Origin of the sequence: Sphingomonas epibiotica (genome assembly GCF_039615155.1) — a bacterium.
GTDB lineage: Bacteria > Pseudomonadota > Alphaproteobacteria > Sphingomonadales > Sphingomonadaceae > Sphingomonas.
Map to the genome: position 1 here is coordinate 159,588 of NZ_JBDGHY010000006.1, position 18,905 is coordinate 178,492.

Sequence of the window (18,905 nt, forward strand, 5' to 3'; positions counted from 1 at the left end):
GCTTTGCCCGTTTGACCGCCTATCTGGCACTCCGCAATGCAAAGGCCCATCATGCCCGTCACCGCCGCCGACCTGACCCTTGCCGCGCAACTGGCCGACGCCGCCGGTGCCGCGATCCGCCCGCGCTTCCGCAGCAATTACGGCCTTGAGATCAAGGACGACGCCTCGCCCGTGACACTGGCCGATCGCGAGGCGGAGGCGGCGATGCGCACCCTGATCGAGCGCGAACGGCCGTCGGATGGTATTCATGGCGAGGAATATGGCGTCCGCGACGGGACCAGCGGCCGCGTCTGGGTACTCGACCCGATCGACGGTACGCGCTCGTTCATTGCCGGGCGGCCGATCTTCGGCACGTTGATCGCATTGGTCGAGGATGGCTGGCCGGTGCTCGGTGTCATCGATCAGCCGATCATCGGCGAACGCTGGCTCGGCGCGGTCGGGCGCGGCACGACCTTCAACGGGCAGCCGGCACAGACCCGCCGCTGCCGCGACCTTGCCGACGCGCTGCTGGCGACGACCAGCCCGGCGCTGTTCGACGATGGGCAGTTGCACGGCTTCGAACATGTCGAGGCGAAGGTTCGCTCGACCGTGCTCGGCGGCGATTGCTATTCCTATGGCACGTTGGCGTCGGGCCATATCGATCTGGTGGTCGAGGCCGGGTTGAAGCTGCACGACTTCGCTGCACTGGTACCCGTCGTCGAGGGCGCCGGCGGCACGATGAGCGACTGGTCGGGCGATCCGCTCCATGCCGGCAGCATCGGCGAGGTGATTGCGTTGGGGGATGCGGCGCGTCTTGAGGATGTCGTTGAACTGCTGGCCTGTCGCGGTGGGTGACGCAACCGGCGCCGCTCCGCATCGTTGAGGGGGGCATCACCCCGCAGCGAAGGAAACCGTCATGGGCCTGTTTTCAAAGGATATCGCGACGCTCGACGACCTGTTCGTCCACCAGCTCCAGGACATTTACTACGCCGAAAACCAGATCACCAAGGCACTGCCCAAGATGATCGCGAAGGCGACCGACCCTGAGCTGAAGGCCGGGTTCGAACGCCATCTGGCCGAAACCGAAGGGCAGATCCGTCGTCTCGAGCAGGTTTTCGAACTGCACGGCGCGACCAAGAAGGCGGTGACCTGTCCCGCGATCGACGGCATCATCAAGGAAGCGAACGAGGTCGCCGGCGACATCGCCGACAAGAAGGTGCTCGACGCCGCGCTGATCGCGTCGGCGCAGGCGGTCGAGCATTATGAGATCACCCGCTACGGGACGCTGATCGCATGGGCACGGCAACTGGGCCGCGAGGACTGCGCCGCGCTCTTGTCCGAGACGCTGGCCGAGGAACGCGCCACCGACGAGAAGCTGACCTCGATGGCCGAGCATAAGGTCAATGCGCAGGCCGAACTGGCGGAAGCGTGATGGGCGGGACGGGGCGGCGCCGGGCCGTCCCGTCCGTTCAGTTGGTCGGTGCCGACAGGATCGTGCGCGGTTTGCGCGTGCAATATTGCTGCGACCCGAGCAGCCCGCATTGTCGCCCGTCCTGCTTCAATCCATCCGCCTTGCGATCGAACGCCGGTTCGTCGTCGTCGCCCAACCGGTACCGGTCGCTGCGCCGCTCGGGACAGCCCAGCGCCCGCGGCGTGACGACACAGTCGACGGGTTCGGCGACGTTCAGCTTCGTTGCGACCGGCGCCGATTGCAGGACCAGCGCGAACAACAGCGTCATCGACATGGGCTTGCTCCCCCCAAAAGGCTCGGTATCCCAACCCGGTATCGCGGCGATAGTTGCCTATTTCGCTAACGGCCGCGGCGCGCCGATGCTGCCGCCGCGCCGGGTCGAGGCGGTTACACCGACGAAGCCGCACCCTTGCAGGAACGCCGCCGTGCCGCACGACGGCTGCGGCACCGCCAGCAATCGCTCGCGTTCCCCCAATGCGTCGACAGCGCGCGGATCGCCATCGGCCGGCGCCGTCGTCAACGGTACGCGGAACCGGTCGGCGGTACGCGCCGCGCAGACGAGGATTTCGTCGGGATCGGCATCGGTACGGCACGCCTGCGCGACCTGCGTGACGCTGCGCGCCCGTGCAATCATTGCCGCCGCCCGACCTTCGTCCTGCAGCATCGCCAGCAACACGATCCACGCCGTCATGTCTGTGCCTTTCGCGAACGACCCTTCGCCTTCTTATCGAACGACGCGGCTTGCCCGGCAAGCATCGCTCGCCTATCGCTCGTTTAACCCGTTTAACGGTTAGGAGCTTCGTCCAATGCAGCCTGTCAGCAATACCCTCGACCGCGTCCTCGTTCTCGAAATGGTGCGCGTCACCGAAGCGGCGGCGATCGCCGCGTCGACGCTGGTCGGGCGGGGCGACGAAAAGGCCGCCGACGCCGCCGCCGTCGAAGCGATGCGCGCCGCGCTCAACGAACTCGACATGCACGGCACCGTGGTGATCGGCGAGGGCGAGCGCGACGAGGCGCCGATGCTGTATATCGGCGAAAAGGTCGGCACCGGCACCGGTCCCGAAATCGACATCGCGCTCGATCCGCTGGAGGGCACGACGATCTGCGCCACCGCCGGACCAAACAGCCTCGCCGTGCTGGCGATCGCGGAGAAGGGCGGACTGCTGAACGCCCCCGACGTGTATATGGACAAGATCGCGTGCGGGCCGGGCTATCCGGACGGCATCATCGACCTCGACAAGTCGCCGACCGAGAATGTGACGGCGGTGGCCAAGGCCAAGGGCGTCGACCCGCGCGACATCATCGTCTGCGTCCTCAATCGCCCGCGGCACGAAGCGCTGATCGCCGAATTGCGCGCGGTCGGATGCGGCGTGATGCTGATCGGCGACGGCGACGTCGCGGGCGTGATCGCCACCAGCGACCCCGACACGACCATCGACCTGTATATGGGGTCGGGCGGCGCGCCAGAGGGCGTGTTGGCAGCCGCCGCGCTGCGCTGCGTCGGTGGGCAGTTCAAGGGGCGGCTGCTGTTCCGCAACGACGACGAACGCGCGCGTGCCGCCAAATGGGGCGTCACCGACCTCGACAAGCAGTACGACCTGACCGAACTGGCGCGCGGCGACTGCATCTTCGCGGCGACCGGCGTCACCGATGGCTCGCTGCTCGAGGGAGTAAAGCGGCTGAAGGGCAAGATGACCACCGAGAGCGTCGTGATGCGCGCCAGCTCGGGCACGGTCCGCTGGGTGAAGGGCGAGCACCGCCTGTGATCGCTCAATAGAAAACACGCAGAAGTCTGCGCTTTCCGGTGCAATTGCGGCGTCGTGCGAACAGGTAGAGCCGGGTAGGGCCTAGATGCGGACGGCCGGAACCTGACTCGTTCGTCCTGAGTAGCCATTGCGCTTGTCGCACTGGCTACTCCCAACAACGATCGAAAGCCGTTCACATCGCGCCGAGCAGCGCCTCGATCGTGACGAAGGCGAAGGCGACCGAGCTGTCGGCGACGCCGTAGGGGATAAAAATGCGGTCGCCATGGCGGATCGCGCCGCACGAATAGACGACGTTCGGGACATAGCCCTCGCGGTCCTCGTTCGCGGCGGCGAGGATCGGGTCGCGGGTGCGGCCGATGACCTTCGACGGATCGTCCTTGTCGAGCAGCACCGCGCCGATCGCATATTTGCGCATCGCGCCAACGCCATGGGTCAGCAGCAGCCAGCCCTCGTCGATCTCGATCGGCGGGCCACAATTGCCGATCTGGACCAGTTCCCATGGATAGACGGGCTTGAGCAGCATCTCGCCCTCGTCCCAATGGGTCAGCGTGTCTGATTTGATCAGGAACAGGTTTTCACCGTCCTGCCGACCGATCATCATATACTGGCCGCCGACCTTGCGCGGGAACAGGCCCATGCCCTTGTTCCGCGCAGCGCTGCCGGTCATCGGGACCAGGTCGAACGCACGGAAGTCGCGGGTTCGCAGCAGCTCCGACTGGATCATCGACCCGTTATAGGCGGTGTAGGTGCCGAGCCATTCGAAGCTGCCATCGTCATGCTGGAAGCGGACGAGGCGCATGTCCTCCAGCCCCTTCGACTGGGCTTCGGTGATTGGAAAGATGACGGTGCCCGACAGCGTCGAGTCGCGATGACGGAACACGGTGACCTCGCCCTCGGGCGCTTCATCCTCTTCGCCGATCGCGTCGGCGGCAGTGGCGAAGGGCGGTTCGGGAGCGAGCGTCAGTTCGTTCTCGTCGGTGATGATGCCTTCGCGGAACGCGACCGAGGATATATGGCCTTCGCCGACCGCGCGCAGCGACATCAGAATACGCAATGACCCGTCCGGCATGCCCGACTGATCGAAATGCGGCACCGCGCTGGGGTTCATCAGCGCGGCGGCGGCATAGCTGTATTCGTGACAAAAATAGGCGCCGATCAGCTGGCGCTTCTCGTCGCCGATCTCGGCGCCGTTCAGGCCCAGCACCGTTTCGATCTCGTCATAGCGGGTCATGAACACGCGGCGCGTCTGCCAATGGCGCGCCTCGAAGTCCTTGAGCACCGTTTCGAGCTGGGCGCGGGTTTCGGCGGGCGACATGGCAAGGACTTCGCCGACCAGCCGCTCGGTACGGCTGGGGGCGGAGCCGTTACGCTGCCACGCGATATGAAACGGGCGCACCACCACGCGCGAAGGATCGGCGTACAGCCGCAAGGGGTGGTTGTAGATATCCAGCATTCGCGCGTCCAACTAGTCCCGGCCGAAGCCGTGGCCGATCAGGCCACGGCGCGGCGAGGGTCTGCCACGGATGCGCGGCGCTTTGAAAGGGCTGAAATCGCGCACGATGCCAATTGCAGCGCGAGAATCGACTCCGCCCCCTGATTGCGGTTGAGGCCGGTCGGCATCAGTCCGTCGAAACAGCCACCATCGGCCACTGTCGCCAGCGGCAGGTCGAGATCATTGGCGCCCAAATACCAGTTATACGCCTTCACCGCTTCGTCCCGCCAACGCCGGTCGCCGGCCGCCTCAAACGCGGCAGCGCAAGCCTCCACCGTTGCCTGTGCTTCCAGCGGTTGCTGGTCGAAGGGCAGCGGATCGGCGTAGGCGCGGCCGAAGCTTTCGGTGCCGACGGCGCGGAAGCGACCCTCGGGCGAAGTCTGGCGGCTGACGATCCAGTCGAGCGTGTCGAGGCCGACCTTCAGGAAATCGTCGCGCTTGAGTGCCTTGCCCGCGCGGATCATCGCTTCGGGCAGGCGGGCATTGTCATAGGCGAGGACGATTTCGAACCACTGCCATTCGGGCCGGCGGGTCGCGTCGAGCAGGGTAACCAGTTCGGCACCGAAGCGGGTCGCGATTTCCTTCGAAAGGGCATGGCCGGCATTGACCTCCAGCATTGCCACCGCGGCCAGCATCGCGAAGGCACGGGCACGGGGAGAACCGAGATCGAGCGCGATCGACGCGGTCTGTTCGTACAGAGCGGTAGCCCAGTCGCGATGCTTGTGCGATTTCGCGTCGCGGGCGGTGATCGCCAGCGCCCACAACGTCCGGCCGTTCGAATCCTCCGATCCTTCGTCCTCGCACCAGGTCCGGTCGAAATTCATGAAGTTGCGGAAGCGGCGCTTGTCGGGGTTCCACGCATATTGCACGAACGACGCGTAGATCGTCGTCCATTTGTCGCGCTGGACGGGATCGAGGTCGTCGATCTGCGACATCAGGATGAGCGCGCGGGCATTGTCGTCGATGCAATAGCCGTGGCGGCGGTCGGGCACCGAATAGATCGAATGCTGCAACATGCCGGTCGCGTCGCTCATCCGTTCGACAGCGGCGAAGTCCGGCGTCAGCGCGGTCAGGTCGGCGCTGGGCCGAACCCGGCTGGGGCGGGCGGCGACTGCGCGTTCGATCTCTATCATCGCCGCCTCGGCCAAACAGGGGAACAGCATCGTCCGGCCGCGGGCATAGGCGCGCAACGCCAGCGTGTCGCGACGCAGATCATTGTCGAGCAGGTCGTTGATTTCCAGAGCGAACGCGTCGGCATCGCCGAAATCGACGATGACACCATGTTCGTCGGCGAGGATTTCGGTAGCGTGGACATAGGGGGTCGATACCACGACCTTGCCTACCCCGACCGCGTAGGACAGCGTGCCCGAGGTGATCTGCGCGGGGTTGCTGTAGGGGGTTACGTACAGGTCGGCAGCTTGGAGATAATCGAGCAGCTCGTCCTGTTCGACGAAGCCGTCGAGGAAGCAGACATTGTCGGCGACCCCCAGACGGGCCGCCTGTGCCTTCAGCCGGTCACGATAGGCTTCGCCCTCATGCGCGACGAGATGCGGGTGGGTCGCGCCGAGCACGACGTAGAGCGCGTCGGGATGGCTTGCCGCGACCTTCGGCATCGCGTCGATCATCGTCTCGATCCCCTTGTTCGGGGCGAGCAGGCCGAAGGTCAGGATGACCGGACGGTTTTCCCAGCCGAAACGGTCCTTCATCGTATCGGGCACCACGAACGGACGGTCGTGGACGCCGTGCGGGATCATCACGATCTTGCGCGCATCGGTGCCATGGACGCGCATCAGAATCTCACGGCCCTTGTCGGCCATTACCACGACCTTGGCAGCGCGACGGAGCAGCGATTCGAGCACGCGGCGTTCGTCGGCATTGGGGGTTTCGAGGATGGTGTGCAGCGTAATGACGACCGGCACGTTCACCCGGTCGAGCAGGGCGACGATATGTTCGCCCGCCGGACCACCATAGATACCATATTCGTGCTGGACCCACACCGCCTGCGCACCGCTCGCCTCGATGCGGCGAGCGGCGTCGAGATAGGCGATACGATCATTCTGGGCGATCGCATGGGTAACTTCGGGCGGATAGGCATAGGCGCCGGGCCGGTCGTCCATCGCATAGACGTCGACCGCCAGATCCGGATAGCGGTCGCGCAGCGCGTTGTACGTGTCGGTCGTAAAGGTCGCGAGCCCGCATTTGCGCGGCAGGAAGTTACCGATCAGCGCGATACGGTCGAGCGGCTCCAAGGCGACCTTATGGTCCATCAGCGTTCCTCTTTGCGATGCAATAACCCGCACCCGAAGGGCGGTGTCCGCAAATGGAAACATTTCGAAACGAAGAAAGGTTGCACGAATTGTGCATTGCGGCAGGTTAAGCGTGGCGAAACGTGGCCTCGCTGCGACGATCAGCCCCGCCCGCGATAGCCGGGTACGTCCTGATGCGGAATCCAGACGCCGGCGGGTTGTTCCCCCGACTGCCAGAACACGTCGATCGGAATGCCGCCGCGCGGATACCAATAGCCGCCGATGCGCAGCCACACCGGCTGCATTTCGCGGAACAGGCGCTCTCCGATGCCGACAGTGCAGTCTTCGTGGAATGCGGCGTGGTTGCGGAACGCACCGAGGAACAGTTTCAGCGACTTGGATTCGACGATCGTCGCGGCCGGAACATAGTCGATCACCAGATGCGCGAAATCGGGTTGGCCGGTCACCGGGCACAGCGACGTGAATTCCGGCGCGGTGAAGCGCACCAGATAGGGCGTGGTCCGCGGGTTCGGAACATAATCGAGTTCGGCGGCTTCCGGGTTGGCGGGAAGCGGGCTGGCCTGGCCAAGGAATTTCGGGTCCATGGCCGCCGTTTAATGGAAGGCGCAGGCGAATGGAACGGGTGCTGATCCCTGTGCTGGGCGACCAGCTGTCGTTTTCGCTGTCATCGCTGGCCGATGCCGAGCCGGACAACAGCACGATCCTGATGATGGAGGTGGTCGAGGAAGCCACCTATGTCCGCCATCATCCGAAGAAGATCGCGTTCCTGTTCGCTGCGATGCGGCATCATGCAGCGGCGCTGCGCGAGGCAGGGTGGACCGTCGATTACGTCACGCTTGACGATCCCGACAATGCCGGCAGCTTCACCGGGGAGATCGCCCGCGCCGTCGAGCGGCACGATCCGACCCGCATCGTCGTCACCGAAGCCGGCGAATGGCGGGTGCAGGCGATGCTGGAGGCATGGGAAACGGTGTTTGGCGTACCCGTGTCGATCCGTCCCGACACGCGCTTCATCTGCTCGCACGACCGGTTTTCGGCATGGGCGGAGGGACGGCGCGAGCTGCGCATGGAGTATTTCTATCGCGACATGCGCCGCGAAACCGGGCTGTTGATGGACGGCGACAAGCCGGTCGGCGGCAAATGGAATTTCGACCACGACAATCGCAAGCCGGCGCAGCGCGACATGCTGATGCCCCGGCCGCTGTCGTTCGCGCCCGACGATGTGACGCGGGACGTGCTGAAACTGGTCGGCGAACGGTTCGGCGATCATGCGGGCACGCTCGACGGGTTCGACTTCGCGGTGACGCGCAAGGATGCGCTGCGCCAGCAACGTGCGTTCCTGACCCATGCGCTGCCCGGGTTCGGCGACAATCAGGACGCGATGCTGACCGACGAGCCCTATCTGTGGCATGCGGTGCTATCGCCCTACATCAACGCCGGGCTGCTCGATCCGCTCGACCTGTGCCGGGCGGTCGAAAAACAGTTCGTCGCCGGCAAAGTGCCGATCAACGCCGCAGAAGGTTTTATCCGGCAGGTGATCGGCTGGCGCGAATATGTCCGCGGCATCTATTGGCGCGAGGGGCCGGACTATGTGAATCGCAACTTTCTGAATGCGAAGCGCGACCTGCCCGGCTTCTACTGGACGGGCGAAACCGACATGCACTGCCTGAGCCAGGCGATCGGGCAGACGCTGGCCAATGCCTATGCCCATCATATCCAGCGGTTGATGATTACCGGCAATTTCGCGTTGCTGATCGGGGCCGAGCCGCAACAGGTGCATCGCTGGTATCTGGAAGTCTATGCCGATGCCTATGAATGGGTCGAGCTGCCCAATACGCTGGGGATGAGCCAGTTCGGCGATGGCGGGCTGTTGGGGTCGAAGCCCTATGCGTCGTCGGGGGCTTATATCGACCGGATGTCCGATTATTGCCGGTCCTGCCGCTATGACGTGAAGCAGCGGATCGGGCCGGATGCGTGCCCGTTCAACGCGCTGTATTGGGATTTCGTCATCCGCAATCGCGACAAGTTCGGCAACAATCCGCGCATGGCGATGCCCTATCGCAGCTGGGACAAGATGGCCGGGGAAACGCAGCGGGATTTGCGGAAGCAGGCGGCGGGGTTTTTGAAGGCGCTGGATGAAGCGCCGAAGTACCAGGACTGACACTGCTACTCCCCATCCTTGTTCAGGGAGGATAGGAACGACGCTTGACCGGCGGTGCGGGCAGCCTAAGCCTCTCGCCCATGCAATCGCTCGTTTCCACTGCATGGTTGGCCGACCGGCTCGGTACGCCCGGCCTGATCGTCCTCGACGCGACGTTCGTGCCCGTCCAGCCCAATCCGCCTCGCGACGAGGCCGCTGAATATGCCGCCGCGCATATCCCCGGTGCGCGCTTTCTCGACTTGCGCGGTCTGTCGACGGGGCAGGCGACGTCGCTGCCGGCGGCGGACAAGTTCGCCCAGCGGATCGGGGCGATTGGTGTCGGTCAGGATGCGCAGGTCGTGCTGTACGACAACTCGCCGCATCATACGGCGGCGCGGGCATGGTGGCTGTTCCGGCGGTTCGCGCCGGCGCTGCCGGTCGCGATCCTCGATGGAGGCTTCGCGAAGTGGCGGAGCGAAGGGCGGCAGGGCGAGAGCGGGGAGGCGGTCACGGAACCGGTGCGGTTCGTCGCCGATCCCGATCTGGCGGCAGTGCGGACTAAAGCCATGATATTGGCAGGTGATGGTGCGCAACTCATTGATGCCCGTTCGCCAGGCCGGTTCGACGGAAGCGAGGCCGATCCGCGCGGGCTGCCGTCGGGGCATATTCCGGGGAGCAGCAACCTGCATTATGCGCGCTTTTTCCGCGACGACGGGACATGGCGGTCGCCCGAGGAACTGGCGGCGCTGTTCGCCGGCGAAGGCGTCGATCTGGACCGTCCGGTGACGACGACCTGCGGCTCGGGCATCACCGCTGCGATCCCCGCCTTTGCCCTGCATCTGCTGGGGCGCGACGCGGCGCTGTATGACGGTAGCTGGAGCGAATGGGCGGCCGACCCGCAGACGCCGAAGGTGACCGCATGAGCAAGCACGACACTCCGCAATCGCCCGCGACGCGCGTTGTCACCGGCGGGCGGCGCGAGGAATGGACCGGCGGCGTCGTCAACGTCCCCGTCTGGCGTGCGTCCACGATCCTGTACGACGATGTCGCCGACCTGCGCGCGGCGGCGGGCGCGGACACCCATCACCGGCTCTATTACGGGCGGCGCGGTACGCCGACCCAATGGTCGCTGGCCGAGGCGCTGACCGAATTGGAGCCGGGGGCAGAGGGGACGTTGCTCTATCCGTCGGGCGTGGCGGCGATCACGACGGCGCTGCTTGCCTATCTGAAGCCCGGCGATCACCTGTTGCTGCCCGACAGCGCCTACGATCCGACCCGCGCCTTCGCCTATGGCATGCTCAAGACGATCGGGGTCGAGACGACGCTGTACGATCCGGTCGTCGGTGCCGGCATCGCCGAACTGATCCGGCCGAACACGAGGGTGCTGTTCCTCGAAAGCCCCGGCAGCCTTACCTTCGAGGTGCAGGACGTGCCGGCGATGACCGCCATTGCGCGGGAACGGGGCATCACGACGATCCTCGACAATACCTGGGCGACGCCGTTGCTGTTCCCGGCGATGGCGCATGGCGTCGACGTGACGATCATGGCCTGCACCAAATATGTCGTCGGCCATTCCGACGCGATGCTGGGATCGGCGACGGCGGTCGCGTCGCATTGGCAGGCATTGCGCGATGCGACCTATCAACTGGGCCAGCATGTCGGGCCGGACGACGCCGCGCTGGGCGCACGCGGTCTCCGGACGATGGCGGTGCGGTTGAAGCAGCATGGCGAATCGTCGATCCGAATCGCCAAATGGCTGATGGCGCAGCCGGGCGTTGCGCGGGTGCTGCACCCCGCGCTGCCCGGCTGTCCGGGGCACGACGTCTTCGTCCGCGATTTCCGGGGGAGTGCCGGGCTGTTCGCCTTCGTCCTCGACGGGGGGAGCGACAATGCGCGGGCGGCGTTGATCGACGGCCTCGCGCTGTTTGGCATCGGTTACAGCTGGGGCGGGTATGAGAGCCTTGCGCTGCCGATCGATCCGCATCGCTATCGCAGCGTCACCCGGCGCGCGGCCGAAGGACCGATGATCCGGTTGCAGATCGGGCTGGAGGATGCCGACGACCTCATCGCCGATCTCGACGCCGGTCTGGCGCGGTTCCGGGCGACGCGGTGAACGGGGTCGCCGATTGGCTGGCGGCGCGCGGCCTGCCGGTCGGCGGCGGCGCTGGGCTGATCGAGGCGGGGGTAGCGCTCGGCCTCGTGCTGTTGTCGTTGGCGCTCGGCTGGTTTGCGGGGCGCTGGGCGGGGCCGGGGTTGACCGGGCTGTGGCGCGACCGGGTGGGCGAGCATGCCACCGGCATCGTCGGACGGCTGTGCGACATCGTCCGTCACCTCGTCGCGGTGCTGGCGCTGGCGATCGTCGCGCAGGGACGCGACTGGGGGGCGCTGGCCGACATCGTCGTCGGCGTAGCGCTGGGCGCGGCGGTCGCCCGGCTGGCGGTGCAGTTGCTGCGCGGCGTCCATCTGGCGCGGTGGATGGCGTGGACGGTCGGGTTCATCCTGTTCGTCGCCGTGCTGTCGGGCGCGATCGGCGGACTGGAGCCGATTACCGATACGCTCGACGCGATCGGCTTTTCGATCGGGCGGCGGCGATTGTCGCTGCTGGCGCTGGTCAGCACGCTGCTGACCGCCGTGGTGCTTTATGCGATCGTGCGGATCGTCAACAAGCTGGTCGCGCATGGCGTGGCGCAGGCGAAGGGGCTGGATCCGGCGCAGAAATTGCTGGCGCAGAAGCTGGCGTCGATCGCGGTGGTCATCACCGCGTTTTTCTTCGGCATCGACCTGCTCGGCATCGACCTGACGACCTTTGCGATCTTTTCGGGCGGGCTGGGCCTCGCGGTCGGCTTCGGGTTGCAGAAGACGGTCGGCAATCTGATCGCGGGGATCATCCTGTTGATGGACCGGTCGATCAAGCCGGGCGACGTGATCGTCGTCGGCGACAGTTTTGGGTGGGTCAACAAGATCGGGGTGCGCGCGGTGTCGGTCATCACCCGCGATGGCAAGGAACATCTGATCCCCAACGAAAATCTGATGACGCAGGAGGTCGAGAACTGGTCCTTTTCCGACCGCAACGTCCGGGTACGGATTCCGGTCGGGGTCGGCTATGAGACCGATCTACGCCTTGCACAGAAGCTGATGTTGCAGGCGGCGGTGGAAAGCCCGCGTGTGCTGCGCAGTCCCAAGCCGAATGTCTGGCTGATCTCGTACGGCGATTATGCGGTCGAGCATGAGATACTGGCGTGGATCAGCGATCCCGAACAGGGGGTCGGCAATGTCCGGTCCGACGTGCTCAACCGGCTGTGGGACCTGTTCAAGGAGAACGGGATCGAGATTCCGGTGCCGCGGCGGGAGTTGCTGTTCCGGGATGGGTTGACGGTTACGCGGGAGTAGGGTGCGCTCGTCATTCCGGCGAAGGCCGGAATCCATGGATTGGTGACGTCGCGGATCATGCGAGAACGCCCGTATCCATGGATCCCGGCCTGCGCCGGGATGACGCGATGCAGGGGCTACCGAACTCACGTGCCGCCCCCTATCTTCCCTCCCGTGACAGCCATCACCGCCCGCATCGCCGAGGGCGTCCGCGCCGTTCCTGCCGATCAGTGGGATGCGTGCGCGGGCACGGGCAATCCGTTCCTCTCCCACGCCTTCCTGTCGGCGCTCGAAGCGTCGGGCAGCGTCGGCGGGCGGTCGGGATGGCAGCCGCTGCCGATCATCGTCGACGATGCCGCCGGCATGCCGGTCGCGATCGCGCCCGCCTATGCCAAGGGGCACAGCCAGGGCGAATATGTGTTCGACCACGCCTGGGCCGATGCGTGGGAGCGGGCGGGGGGCGACTATTACCCCAAGCTGCAGATCGCCGTCCCCTTCACCCCGGTGCCCGGCCCCCGGTTGCTGCTGCGCGATCCCGAACAGGCCCTGGCGCTGATCGGTGCGATCGAGGCGGTGGTGCGGCAGAATGGCCTGTCGTCGGCGCACGCGACCTTCGTCGACGAAGCGCAACTGCCGGCGTTTCAGGCGGCGGGCTGGCTGACCCGGGCGGGAACGCAGTTTCACTGGGCCAATCGCGGCTATGGCAGCTTCGACGATTTCCTGAACGACCTTGCCAGTCGCAAGCGCAAGGCGATCCGCAAGGAACGCGCGGCGGCGCTCGACGGGCTGACCGTGCGGCATTTGACCGGACGCGACATCCGGCCCGAACATTGGGATGCATTCTGGGCCTTCTATCAGGACACCGGCAACCGCAAATGGGGCCGGCCCTATCTGACGCGCAGCTTCTTTCCGCTGTTGTCAGAGACGATGGGCGACGCCGTGCTGCTTATCCTTGCCGAGCGCGACGGGCGGCCGATTGCGGGGGCGCTCAACCTGATCGGTGGCGACGCGCTGTACGGGCGCTATTGGGGCGCGGTGGAGGAGGTGCCGTTCCTCCATTTCGAGCTATGCTATTATCAGGCGATCGATGCCGCGATCGCGCGGGGCTTGCAACGGGTCGAGGCGGGGGCGCAGGGCGAGCACAAGCTGGCGCGCGGCTATGTGCCGGTGACGACGTGGTCGGCGCATTTCCTGCCCGATCCCGGTTTCCGCCGCGCAGTCGCCGAGTTTCTGGAACGCGAGCGCGCGGCGATCGGGCAGGAACAGGAATATCTGGGGGAACTGACCCCGTTTCGGCGGGGGTAGTCGGCGACCGTCAGAGGCAATCCGTTCGTCCTGAGTAGCCGCTGCGCTTGTCGAAGCGGCGTATCGAAGGACCGCTTGCCAAGTGCTTCGATACGGGTCTTCGACTTCGCTCAGCCCCACCTCAGCACGAACGGATGTACAGGTCTGGATTCCACGCTTATTTCCGCCCGAACATCCCGCCGAGATTGCCGAGCACGTCGCCGGCGCCGCCCTTCGGATCGAGGTCGAAGCCGAATGCCTGCGCCACCTGTCCCAGCGCGTCGGCGCCGCCGATCTCGGACAGGATCGCCTCGATCTGATGCCGTGACACGCCGCTATGGTCGGCGGCGTCCTGTGCCGGGTCGGCATGGCCGGCGAACTTGCCGAGCAGGCCGATCACCGTCTGCACCTGTTCGGGGGTGATGCCGGCTTTTTCCGCAATGGCGGGCAGGTCGAAGCGGCCGGCAAGGTTCAGCGCGTTGTTGAGAAAGTCCATGGGCGTCTCCTTTACCGGACGATGGTGTCGCGCGCCGCCAACTGGCGCGACGGGCGGCGGCGGGGCTTGGCAAACGGTCGATTGCCCAGATCGCTCCATGTCAGCACCGGCGGGGGCACGCGGTGGTCGATCCGGAACAGCGCGCTGCGACCGCTGCGCCAGATCGGCACCAGCCCCTGTTCGAGGCGCGGGTCATATTTCGGCGGGCGGATCAGCCAGACATAGTCGAAAGCATCGCGCGGGAATTTGTACAGCGCGCCGGCGACCGGCCGCCAATATTCACGTGGGCATTTGACGTCGGTGACGAGTTCGGAGGGGTCGTGGGAGAAGCCGCGGGCGGGCGTATAGCGTACGGTCAGCAACTGGCCGCCCGCCATCGACCATTGGTCGTTGGCATAGGCGAGCCGCCGGGTCAGCGCCATGCCGGGCAGATGCTGCAGCCGGGTCATCCGCCATTCATTGTAGCAGGTTTCGCCGACAAAGGTGACCAGCCGCGCCCCGACCGGAACATGGTCGAGCGCCGCCAGTTCGCGGTCATAGTCGCGGTCGTACAGCCAGAAGCTGGCGGTGGTCGCGCCGATCCGCACGACGAAGATGGCAAGGCCGATCGCGGCAAGCACGCCGGCATGGCGGATCGAGAGGCCCGGTTTGGGCCGCAGCGCGATCAGGCAGATGCCGAAGAGATAGGGGACCAGCCGCATATCGGCATAGGCCGACCCGAACACGATGCGCGGCAACAGGATATAGACCGCGATCAGGAACAGCGCCGAGAGACCCAGATTGCGCGAATAGCCGATATTGGGATCGCGCAACCCCTTGAACAACACGAGGTAGAAGACCGCGACCGAGGCGAGGTCGTAAAGCTGCCACCGGTCGCGCAGCGTCATGGTCATCCACAACATCTTCGCGCGCCAGTTGAACCAGTCGGCGGTCTGCCCGCCGACATGCCCGCCCGAACGCCACAGCAGCATCAGGAGCGCCGGCGGAGCGAGGACGAGGCAGTGCAGCCCGGCATGGAAAGCGGCGGCGAACCAGTTGCGCCGCTTGTCATGTTCGCGGATCAGCTCGGCCGAGGCGGCGAGCACGCCCAATGTCCCCCAGCCGAAAGTATGGGTCAGCCAGATCAATCCCGCGATCGGCACGAACACGATCCCGCGCAGCAGCAACCGCCCCTGCCGCCCCAGCCGCAGCCACAGCGCGAAGGCGTTGAGCGCGAGCGCCATCGACAGCGCGAAATTGGCGAAGCCGAAATGCAGCGGAAAGCTGTAGACGATTGGCAGCGCGAACAGCGCGGTCGCCGGGATGCGGCCATGCACCTCGCGCGCGATCCACAGCAGCCCGACCGCGGTCAGTGGCGGGATCGCCATGATGATGAGCTTGACGGTCGGTTCGAGGCCGAGCAGCGGCTCGAACAGCCAGACCAGCAGGTCGACGCCGAGATTGCCGATCAGGCTCCAGTCGAAATTATACCAGTCGTGGAACCATGGTGCCTGTCCGGTGTCCCAAAGCTGCTGGACACGGTAGCGCCCCATATGGCCGGGCAGGTCGACCAGCGGCGGGACGTCGGGCCATAGCAGCGGGACGACCGCCAGCACCGCCATCAGCGCGACGAACCATCGCGTCTGCCACCAAGCCGCTTTGCCCCCGTTCATGTGCCGCTTCTATAGGGTCGGCGCCGGTTCCGACAAGCGTTGTTGATGTGGCTCCGACGTGGCCGGAGCTGGCCATGTCCCCCGCGGTCAAGGCACCCGCCATAGTGCGGGGGTAGCGGTTGCGATCAATCCGCGTCCGTCGCATCCGACGACATAGTCGGTGTCGAGACGATGCAGCAGCGTCCGGCGTTGCCGCTCCCCAGCGGCGGCAAAGCGATAGGTCGCAAGGATGCCGGCGGCGTTGCGGTGATAGGGTGCGGCAATGGCATGATGCCCGTGGCGAACGAGCCATGGCCCGAGATCGACCGGCGCGAGGATGCGGGCCGGCGGCAGTGCGGCCAGCGCCTGCAGGGTCGCTGGCGTAACGCAGGACGGGGGGCCGGCCGATCGGGCGGAGACGGGCAATGCGGCGGCAAGCAGCGGATAGGCGATACCCGCCCCCGCCAGCCGCATCGCCGATGCGGCGGCGACACCGTGCCGCCGGGCCACGGCGATGGCGTCGGCCAGCAGGATCGTGGCCACCGCGATCCCGCCATAGGCGCCGCGCAATTGCACCGCCGCCAGCGCCAGCGACGCGAACGCCACCGCCAGCAGCATGCGATGCGGCGCGTCGGGCGAAGCGCGTTCGCGAACGACGCCGGCGACGATCGCGGCCACCAGCAAGCCGGTATAGCGCAACGACCAGCGCGGATCGGCAGTCAGGACGCTGCCGGCCTCGCCGACGTCGCGCAGCCATAGCCGCGCCAACAGGGGATCGACTGCGCCATAGGGATTGCGACAGGCGGGCGCCAGGACGGCGATTGCCAGAACCGTGCCGATGCCGGCGACCGCCACACAGCAATATCGTGCGACCCGTGTCGTTGCGAAGCGTCCGGCCACGGCGAGCGAACCGAGCGCGACCGCGCCGACCATCGTCGCGATCCAGCTCTGGCGCAGGAAACCGTCGCATGCCGACAGCGCCCAGCTATCGGTGGCGAAGACCGGCATCGCCGCCACCGCCGCGCCGCCCGTCGCCAGCGCAAGGCCGGTCAGCCGCGCATCCTCGGCTCGATCGCCGCACCAGCGCAGCGTAAGGACGGCGACCGCCACGACGAACAGCGGCACCGTTTCCATTCCCACGACGATCGATGCGACCAGCGCCAGACCGCCGCCGATGCCGGCAAGCAGCGTCGCGCGGCCGCCAAGCGCCAGCAGTCCGGCGAGCAGCAGCACCATCTGCAGCCCATGATGGTCGATCCGCCCCGGCGCGAACAACGGGGTCAGCGGATAGGCGAGTAGCGCCACCAGCATCGTTTCGATTGGGCGAACCCCGATGCGCCGCCCCAGCGATGCCGCAACCCACAGCAATGCCGCGAACAGCAGCGTCGGCCACAGTATCAGCATCGCCAGTTCGGCGGGGGGACCGCCGATCAGCGGACGCAGCGCGCGGAGCAGCGCGGCGGGGATCAGATCGGGGAGCCGCGACCAGTGCATCGCCACGCCGTGAAGCCCGATGCGGTGCTGGGTCAGGTCCCCGAAAGCCTGTCCGGCCAGCCAGTCGTCAATCTGTTGCAGCCGCATCAGATCGTCGGGGTCGGGCAGGTTGCGCGCCAGCAGGTCGCGCCATCGTACCATAGTCCATGCCGCGCCCATCCCCGAAGCGAGGCTGAGCGCGAGCAAAGCAGTGCGCGTGGCCGGTGCGGCAGGGGCTGGCATCGCCCGTGCCTATCCCGGTATGGTTAAGCGCGCGTTAGCGCCTTACCGGTCGCGCCGGCCCAGCAGGCGCAGGCGCAGCGCGTTCAGCTTGATGAAGCCCGCCGCGTCGCGCTGGTCATAGGCACCCTGATCGTCCTCGAACGTCACGACCTTTTCGCTGTACAGCGAATTGGGCGAACGACGCCCGATGACATGGACGCCACCCTTGTACAGCTTCAGGCGGACTTCGCCCGACACCTTGTGCTGGCTATGGTCGATCGCCGCCTGCAGCATCTCGCGCTCCGGCGAGAACCAGAAGCCGTTATAGACCAGCTCGGCATAGCGCGGGGCGAGTTCGTCTTTCAGATGCGCGGCACCGCGGTCGAGCGTGATCTGTTCGATCGCACGGTGCGCGGCGTGCAGGATCGTACCGCCCGGCGTTTCGTACATGCCGCGTGACTTCATGCCGACAAAGCGGTTCTCGACCAGGTCGAGCCGGCCGATGCCGTGGACGCGGCCAAGGTCGTTGAGCTTGGCGAGCAGCGTGGCGGGCGACATTCCTTCGCCATCGACCGCCACCGCATCGCCGCGCTCGAACGCGACGGTGATGACCTGCGGCGTGTCGGGCGCGTCCTCGGGATTGACGGTGCGCGAGAAGACGTAATCCGGCACCTCGTCCCACGGATCCTCCAGCACCTTCCCCTCGGACGAGGTGTGCAGCAGGTTCGCATCGGTCGAGAAGGGCGATTCGCCGCGCTTGTCCTTGGGCACCGGGATCTGGTGCTGTTCGGCGAAGGCGATCAGCGCGGTGCGGCTGGTCAGGTCCCATTCGCGCCACGGCGCGATGACCTTGATATCAGGCTGCAGCGCGTAATAGCCGAGTTCGAAGCGGACCTGATCGTTACCCTTGCCGGTCGCGCCGTGGCTGACCGCGTCGGCATTCACCTGACGCGCGATCTCGATCTGGCGCTTGGCGATCAGCGGGCGCGCGATCGAGGTGCCGAGCAGGTACAGCCCTTCGTACAGCGCGTTCGAGCGCATCATCGGGAACACGAAGTCGCGGACGAATTCCTCGCGCAGGTCATCGATGAAGATATGCTCGGGCTTGATGCCCATCAGCTCGGCCTTCTTGCGCGCCGGCTCCAGCTCCTCGCCCTGGCCGAGATCGGCGGTGAAGGTCACCACCTCGCACTTATATTCCTGCTGCAGCCATTTCAGGATGACGCTGGTATCGAGACCGCCCGAATAGGCGAGGACGACGCGGTTGATGGACTCGGCCATGGGCAGGCTCCTTGGGGGTCGTGATAGGTATTGG

General features: G+C 66.1%; 17 protein-coding genes. 8 read left to right on the forward strand and 9 right to left on the reverse strand.

Annotation, left to right across the window (positions count from 1 at the left end; genetic code table 11):
* The first annotated feature begins 51 nt into the window (after positions 1–51).
* Positions 52–834 (forward strand): histidinol-phosphatase, encoded by a 783-nt coding sequence (gene hisN, locus AAIO73_RS13445; RefSeq protein ID WP_242118962.1) that lies wholly within the window; start codon positions 52–54, stop codon positions 832–834.
* A gap of 61 nt (positions 835–895) precedes the next feature.
* Positions 896–1,411: a YciE/YciF ferroxidase family protein gene (locus tag AAIO73_RS13450; RefSeq protein WP_242118679.1), complete on the forward strand. Its 516-nt coding sequence runs from the start codon at positions 896–898 to the stop codon at positions 1,409–1,411.
* A gap of 37 nt (positions 1,412–1,448) precedes the next feature.
* Here AAIO73_RS13450 and AAIO73_RS13455 read toward each other — a convergent pair whose 3' ends face one another.
* Positions 1,449–1,724 carry a hypothetical protein gene (locus AAIO73_RS13455; protein ID WP_345878714.1) on the reverse strand — a complete coding sequence of 92 codons (276 nt, stop codon included), beginning with the start codon at positions 1,722–1,724 and terminating at the stop codon, positions 1,449–1,451.
* A 57-nt stretch (positions 1,725–1,781) separates the two neighbouring features.
* Entirely contained in the window at positions 1,782–2,141 is a 360-nt protein-coding gene (locus AAIO73_RS13460) for a hypothetical protein (protein ID WP_345878715.1), read from the reverse strand.
* A gap of 115 nt (positions 2,142–2,256) precedes the next feature.
* On the opposite strand from AAIO73_RS13460, the gene glpX reads away from it, so the two are divergent.
* Entirely contained in the window at positions 2,257–3,216 is a 960-nt protein-coding gene (gene glpX / locus AAIO73_RS13465) for a class II fructose-bisphosphatase (protein WP_345878716.1), read from the forward strand.
* Positions 3,217–3,388: 172 nt separating this feature from the next.
* Here glpX and AAIO73_RS13470 read toward each other — a convergent pair whose 3' ends face one another.
* The 3 genes from AAIO73_RS13470 to queF all read right to left on the reverse strand — a co-directional run bounded on the left by AAIO73_RS13470 (position 3,389) and on the right by queF (position 7,559).
* Positions 3,389–4,669 carry a glycoside hydrolase family 130 protein gene (locus AAIO73_RS13470; RefSeq protein ID WP_345878717.1) on the reverse strand — a complete coding sequence of 427 codons (1,281 nt, stop codon included), beginning with the start codon at positions 4,667–4,669 and terminating at the stop codon, positions 3,389–3,391.
* 38 nt (positions 4,670–4,707) lie between these two features.
* Positions 4,708–6,975, reverse strand: a complete 2,268-nt coding sequence (locus AAIO73_RS13475) for a glycosyltransferase family 4 protein (RefSeq protein ID WP_345878718.1) — start codon at positions 6,973–6,975, stop codon at positions 4,708–4,710.
* A gap of 140 nt (positions 6,976–7,115) precedes the next feature.
* On the reverse strand, positions 7,116–7,559 hold the full coding sequence (queF, locus tag AAIO73_RS13480; protein ID WP_345878719.1) for a preQ(1) synthase: 444 nt from the start codon (positions 7,557–7,559) through the stop codon (positions 7,116–7,118).
* Between the two features lie 29 nt (positions 7,560–7,588).
* Here queF and AAIO73_RS13485 point away from each other — a divergent pair, with 29 nt between their 5' ends.
* The 5 genes from AAIO73_RS13485 to AAIO73_RS13505 all read left to right on the forward strand — a co-directional run bounded on the left by AAIO73_RS13485 (position 7,589) and on the right by AAIO73_RS13505 (position 13,789).
* Positions 7,589–9,136, forward strand: a complete 1,548-nt coding sequence (locus tag AAIO73_RS13485; RefSeq protein WP_345878720.1) for a cryptochrome/photolyase family protein — start codon at positions 7,589–7,591, stop codon at positions 9,134–9,136.
* Between the two features lie 80 nt (positions 9,137–9,216).
* Complete coding sequence (locus AAIO73_RS13490; RefSeq protein WP_345878721.1) at positions 9,217–10,038, forward strand: sulfurtransferase; 822 nt, start codon at positions 9,217–9,219, stop codon at positions 10,036–10,038.
* Complete coding sequence (metC, locus tag AAIO73_RS13495; RefSeq protein WP_345878722.1) at positions 10,035–11,228, forward strand: cystathionine beta-lyase; 1,194 nt, start codon at positions 10,035–10,037, stop codon at positions 11,226–11,228. The genes AAIO73_RS13490 and metC overlap by 4 nt, the downstream gene beginning before the upstream one ends.
* On the forward strand, positions 11,225–12,505 hold the full coding sequence (locus AAIO73_RS13500; protein WP_345878723.1) for a mechanosensitive ion channel family protein: 1,281 nt from the start codon (positions 11,225–11,227) through the stop codon (positions 12,503–12,505). Before metC ends, AAIO73_RS13500 begins: the two co-directional genes overlap by 4 nt.
* A gap of 99 nt (positions 12,506–12,604) precedes the next feature.
* A complete protein-coding gene (locus AAIO73_RS13505) occupies positions 12,605–13,789 on the forward strand; it encodes a GNAT family N-acetyltransferase (protein WP_345878724.1) in 1,185 nt (394 codons plus the stop codon).
* A 157-nt stretch (positions 13,790–13,946) separates the two neighbouring features.
* On the opposite strand, the gene AAIO73_RS13510 is transcribed toward AAIO73_RS13505, so the two are convergent.
* From AAIO73_RS13510 to AAIO73_RS13525, 4 genes are all read right to left on the reverse strand, one after another.
* Positions 13,947–14,264 carry a hypothetical protein gene (locus AAIO73_RS13510; protein WP_345878725.1) on the reverse strand — a complete coding sequence of 106 codons (318 nt, stop codon included), beginning with the start codon at positions 14,262–14,264 and terminating at the stop codon, positions 13,947–13,949.
* An 11-nt stretch (positions 14,265–14,275) separates the two neighbouring features.
* Positions 14,276–15,916 (reverse strand): hypothetical protein, encoded by a 1,641-nt coding sequence (locus tag AAIO73_RS13515; RefSeq protein ID WP_345878726.1) that lies wholly within the window; start codon positions 15,914–15,916, stop codon positions 14,276–14,278.
* Positions 15,917–16,003: 87 nt separating this feature from the next.
* Entirely contained in the window at positions 16,004–17,611 is a 1,608-nt protein-coding gene (locus AAIO73_RS13520) for a hypothetical protein (RefSeq protein ID WP_345878727.1), read from the reverse strand.
* A gap of 42 nt (positions 17,612–17,653) precedes the next feature.
* Positions 17,654–18,871 (reverse strand): argininosuccinate synthase, encoded by a 1,218-nt coding sequence (locus AAIO73_RS13525; RefSeq protein WP_345878728.1) that lies wholly within the window; start codon positions 18,869–18,871, stop codon positions 17,654–17,656.
* Positions 18,872–18,905: the final 34 nt, after the last annotated feature.

Excerpts from the sequence above, each read along its gene's own strand:
- AAIO73_RS13470 (WP_345878717.1), bottom strand. The coding sequence starts at position 4,669 with ATGCTGGATATCTACAACCACCCCTTGCGGCTGTACGCCGATCCTTCG.
- AAIO73_RS13485 (WP_345878720.1), top strand. The coding sequence starts at position 7,589 with ATGGAACGGGTGCTGATCCCTGTGCTGGGCGACCAGCTGTCGTTTTCG.
- glpX (WP_345878716.1), top strand. The coding sequence starts at position 2,257 with ATGCAGCCTGTCAGCAATACCCTCGACCGCGTCCTCGTTCTCGAAATG.
- hisN (WP_242118962.1), top strand. The coding sequence starts at position 52 with ATGCCCGTCACCGCCGCCGACCTGACCCTTGCCGCGCAACTGGCCGAC.
- queF (WP_345878719.1), bottom strand. The coding sequence starts at position 7,559 with ATGGACCCGAAATTCCTTGGCCAGGCCAGCCCGCTTCCCGCCAACCCG.
- AAIO73_RS13515 (WP_345878726.1), bottom strand. The coding sequence starts at position 15,916 with ATGAACGGGGGCAAAGCGGCTTGGTGGCAGACGCGATGGTTCGTCGCG.
- AAIO73_RS13455 (WP_345878714.1), bottom strand. The coding sequence starts at position 1,724 with ATGTCGATGACGCTGTTGTTCGCGCTGGTCCTGCAATCGGCGCCGGTC.
- AAIO73_RS13520 (WP_345878727.1), bottom strand. The coding sequence starts at position 17,611 with ATGCCAGCCCCTGCCGCACCGGCCACGCGCACTGCTTTGCTCGCGCTC.
- AAIO73_RS13450 (WP_242118679.1), top strand. The coding sequence starts at position 896 with ATGGGCCTGTTTTCAAAGGATATCGCGACGCTCGACGACCTGTTCGTC.
- AAIO73_RS13460 (WP_345878715.1), bottom strand. The coding sequence starts at position 2,141 with ATGACGGCGTGGATCGTGTTGCTGGCGATGCTGCAGGACGAAGGTCGG.
- AAIO73_RS13490 (WP_345878721.1), top strand. The coding sequence starts at position 9,217 with ATGCAATCGCTCGTTTCCACTGCATGGTTGGCCGACCGGCTCGGTACG.
- AAIO73_RS13505 (WP_345878724.1), top strand. The coding sequence starts at position 12,605 with ATGACGCGATGCAGGGGCTACCGAACTCACGTGCCGCCCCCTATCTTC.
- AAIO73_RS13525 (WP_345878728.1), bottom strand. The coding sequence starts at position 18,871 with ATGGCCGAGTCCATCAACCGCGTCGTCCTCGCCTATTCGGGCGGTCTC.
- AAIO73_RS13475 (WP_345878718.1), bottom strand. The coding sequence starts at position 6,975 with ATGGACCATAAGGTCGCCTTGGAGCCGCTCGACCGTATCGCGCTGATC.
- AAIO73_RS13510 (WP_345878725.1), bottom strand. The coding sequence starts at position 14,264 with ATGGACTTTCTCAACAACGCGCTGAACCTTGCCGGCCGCTTCGACCTG.
- metC (WP_345878722.1), top strand. The coding sequence starts at position 10,035 with ATGAGCAAGCACGACACTCCGCAATCGCCCGCGACGCGCGTTGTCACC.